Annotated in this window: 5 protein-coding genes; all 5 read right to left on the bottom strand. The window is 37.5% G+C overall.

Going from position 1 to position 3,742, the window contains the following annotated elements; all coding sequences use genetic code 11:
- Positions 1-525: prolipoprotein diacylglyceryl transferase (lgt, locus tag R6U02_RS05075; RefSeq protein WP_410262552.1), on the bottom strand; the 525-nt coding region annotated here is incomplete at its 3' end.
- A gap of 14 nt (positions 526-539) precedes the next feature.
- Complete coding sequence (hprK, locus tag R6U02_RS05070) at positions 540-1,478, bottom strand: HPr(Ser) kinase/phosphatase (protein ID WP_410262551.1); 939 nt, start codon at positions 1,476-1,478, stop codon at positions 540-542.
- A gap of 132 nt (positions 1,479-1,610) precedes the next feature.
- Entirely contained in the window at positions 1,611-1,940 is a 330-nt protein-coding gene (locus R6U02_RS05065) for a phage holin family protein (protein WP_410262550.1), read from the bottom strand.
- Positions 1,941-1,943: 3 nt separating this feature from the next.
- On the bottom strand, positions 1,944-2,240 hold the full coding sequence (locus tag R6U02_RS05060) for a PspC domain-containing protein (protein WP_410262549.1): 297 nt from the start codon (positions 2,238-2,240) through the stop codon (positions 1,944-1,946).
- Between the two features lie 23 nt (positions 2,241-2,263).
- The coding region (liaX, locus tag R6U02_RS05055; RefSeq protein WP_410262548.1) for a daptomycin-sensing surface protein LiaX at positions 2,264-3,742 on the bottom strand (1,479 nt) is incomplete at its 5' end.

Below are 3,742 nucleotides of genomic sequence, written 5' to 3'. Positions count from 1 at the left end.
ATAACTCCCGTTGATATTCATCTGCTCAACGATAAATCCAGGTAATTGAAGCCTTTCTAAAAATTGTCGACTCACTTCGCTCCCATGAGCTTCCTGATTGACAAAATTCCCCCATCGTCCTATTGCTTGTGCAATCATGACATGAGGCGCCAAGATATCTACTAACAGCCAAACCGGTACCTTGTTTTTTTGGCTGTACCAATACATTGTTATAAAACCAAGTATTAGCCCGCCATAAATTGCCAGACCGCCCTCCCAGAGATAGAACATTCGGATTGGATCGTCTAAGTATGTCGGTAATTTAAACAATACGTAATAGATTCTGGCGCCTAGAATACCTGCTGGTATAATCCAAAAAGCAAGATCAACAATGAAGTCTTCGCCTATCCCTCTTTTGTTGGCTTCTCTCATGCTGAGCCAGACAGCTAAGAACATCCCAACAACGATAATCACACCATACCAAGCGACTTCTACTGGCCCTAACCTAATAGCAATTGGATCAATGTTACCAATATAACTTTGCATTATTAATCCTCCATCTAGTCTTCTTGAGAATTTTTCTCAATTAATTTATTCAAATTATTCTCAAAAGTTTTTGTTGCATCGTATCCCATGTCTTTGGCACGAATATTCATGGTAGCAATTTCTATGATGATCGACAAGTTTCGCCCTACTCGAACAGGAATCGAAAGTTTTGGGATATCTACATTAAAGATGCGCATTTTATCCAAATTGTAACCTAAGCGGTCGTACTGTTTATTACGATCCCAACTTTCTAAATTAATCACTAAATCAACAGTTTTCTGCATGCGAATTGCACCAACACCAAACAAGTTCACCACATCGATTACGCCGATCCCTCGGATTTCAATCAGATTTCTCAGGATTTCAGGTGGTTCTCCTATGATACGTCTTTCATCCATCATGTACAGTTCCACTCGGTCATCTGCAACCAAACGATGACCTCGCTGGATAAGCTCTAGTGCTGTTTCTGACTTACCTATGCCCGAATCTCCTATAATCAATACACCCATACCATAAATATCTACCAGTACGCCGTGCTGGGAGATACGTTCGGCTAATCGTTCTTCTAAAAAGTTAGTCACGTTTGAGGATAATCGCGTAGTAGAACGTTTTGAAAGAAGTACAGGTATCCCTTTCTCTTCAGCAGCTTTTAGGAGCTCTTTCGGCGGTTCCTGATTGCGTGAAATCAAGAAAGCGGGCGTTTCAGCTTGACACATACGTTTCATCACAATGTAACGTTCATCACTTGTCATTTTTTTAGCAAATGATAATTCTGTTTTACCTAGTAATTGTATTCTATCTTGAGGATAAAAACTAAAATATCCAGTGAGTTCTAATGCGGGTCTTGATAAATCACTGATCGTGATCGATCTATCCAGGTTATTTTCGCCAACAACAACGCGAATATCATCCATCGCATCCACTAACTCGTGTATTTTTACTGTAACAGTCATTTATTTTCTCCTTTATTCATTGATAAAAACATATCTTAATCATATCATATTTGAGTATGTCATAATAGAATAATACAATACCGATGCAAACAAAAAGGTTTAATGTAGTTTGACTACATTAAACCTTTCAAATTAATCAGTGTTTAAAAATGCATTTAACGCTGACACGATTATCGCTACAAACAAAGCGAGAGCAAATGAGCTGAATCCAAACCCACTGACTAAAGCGGCTGTAAACCATAGCATCAAACCATTGATGATCAAATAAAACAATCCTAGTGTCATGATTGTTATTGGTAAAGATAAAATCACAAGTATAGGTTTAACTAGTACATTCAGTATCCCAAAAACGACTGCAGCTAGCAATGCGGTCGTCCACGATGAGATCATAAACCCATCTAAGAAACCAGCTAAAGCAAGAAAAATTAATGTGTTAGCTAAAATACGTTGCCACCATTTCATCGACTAAAAGTCACTCCAATCTTCTTCAACTTTTTCTGCATCTTTTCTCTTAGGTTTTTCATTAAATTGACCAAAGGTTGAAGTTGAGCCCGTTTTTTTGTCTGAACGAGACTCTTCATCATCATCCGGCATAACTAAAGCCAATAAGAGATAGATCGGGATAGTCGACCCTACTCCAATGAACGTTGCCACCACAACAACAACGCGAAGCAAGACCGGATCAATATTGAAATATTCCCCTATACCACCTAACACTCCGAAAATGACTGCATTATTTTTTGATTTTTTCAACTTATTCATCGTGTAACCCTCATTTCCTTTTATTAGTATTCTGTATCTTTGAGTAAAACATTACCAGTTGTGGTTGATGCGTTAAAATCAAAGGACGTTTCGTCAACCACTCTTTTAAATCGTTTAATATTTTCTGATTTCTCATTTACTTCAACTTCACTTAATCGACTCTTTATTTTACCAAATGTCGTTCTTGCTTGTCCTTCTAGAGTAATATTTTTAGGAATAGCCAATTTTACGTTTCCATTGACCGTCGTTGCATTAAGTCTAGTAATTGTGCTGTTCATTACAGTAACTTTTATCTCACCATTCGTAGTAGACAGGTCTCCACTTTCTAACGTTCCTTCATATACAAGACTACCATTTACTGAACTGGCAAGCAGATCTTTTAATTGACTGTTTTTAATTGTTACCGAACCATTTGAACCCTTGACTTCCAGCATTGTTCCATCCAGTTCTTCAAAATCGATCGATCCATTCATTGATTTAGCGTAGATATCTTTAACCTCGATATCAGTGACCACGACTTTCCCATTCAACGTATTAATAGATAAATAGTCATACGTTCTTTCCGGTAAGGTAAGCGTTAAGTCCACATAAATGCGTTTATTGGGAACGTGGACTATTAATTTGTCTTCATCTACCGAAATAGTACTGCGTACGTCAAAAGATTCTTCAGGTGTCTTTTCATCCATTTTCCCATACAGTTTCCCTTTTGCAGATAACGTTATTGTTTCAGTATTTCCTTTAGTGATATTTACTTTGCCGTTAGCAATTTTAATATCTAAAATGGTTGCTGTCGATTCGTCAAATGCCCATTCTTTACTGTACTCTTTGGAAGCCAAGGTTGGAAATTTCAGATTGACATTTTTCCAATCGAAATTGTCCAGCACGCTATCGAAAGATGTTCGGATCGTTTCCTTGACATCTTTGTCAGAGGTTTCTCTCACTGTTTTCTTGAAAAGCGTCGACATCTCTTTACTTGCTTCTTCAATGCGTTTACCTGCTTTTGACAATTCTTCACTGGCTTCTTTTTTCCAGTCTTCCGGAATTTCGAAATCAGCTGTCGCTTGTCTCGCTTTGAGTGTCCACTGTTTGACTTTTGAACGGTTCAACTGTTTGACACATTCATTCTTTTCATCGGTCAGTTCTGCTTTTTTCTTTTCTAGCTGAGCAATTTCTTCAGTCAGCTCTTTGATGCGGGCATCTTCTTCAAAGTCCTGTTCAGTCATTTCAACACGTTCCAGTTCTTGCGAAAGTTTGTCGATTTTATTTCTTAACGCGATGATTTCTTTGGTATTATCTACTTCATCCAATTGTTTGATCAACTCTAATTCTTTTTGAACAAGGTGGATTTCTTCTGAAATAGCTTGTTTACTTTCTTCGATCTCTGATCGACTGTTTTTCGTGAGGCTATTTAATTCAGTGTTCTTTTCACTTAATTTAGAATCAACGTCTTTAAGCTGTTGATTCAGATTATCTAGTTCGACAGAACATTCATTGATTTCTTT

Origin of the sequence: Alkalibacterium sp. (assembly GCF_046484155.1) — a bacterium.
GTDB lineage: Bacteria > Bacillota > Bacilli > Lactobacillales > Carnobacteriaceae_A > Alkalibacterium.
The sequence above is the reverse complement of the archived record's forward strand: the minus strand, read 5'-3'. Positions and strand labels throughout refer to the sequence as shown.

Excerpts from the sequence above, each read along its gene's own strand:
- R6U02_RS05060 (WP_410262549.1), bottom strand. The coding sequence starts at position 2,240 with ATGAATAAGTTGAAAAAATCAAAAAATAATGCAGTCATTTTCGGAGTG.
- R6U02_RS05065 (WP_410262550.1), bottom strand. The coding sequence starts at position 1,940 with ATGAAATGGTGGCAACGTATTTTAGCTAACACATTAATTTTTCTTGCT.
- hprK (WP_410262551.1), bottom strand. The coding sequence starts at position 1,478 with ATGACTGTTACAGTAAAAATACACGAGTTAGTGGATGCGATGGATGAT.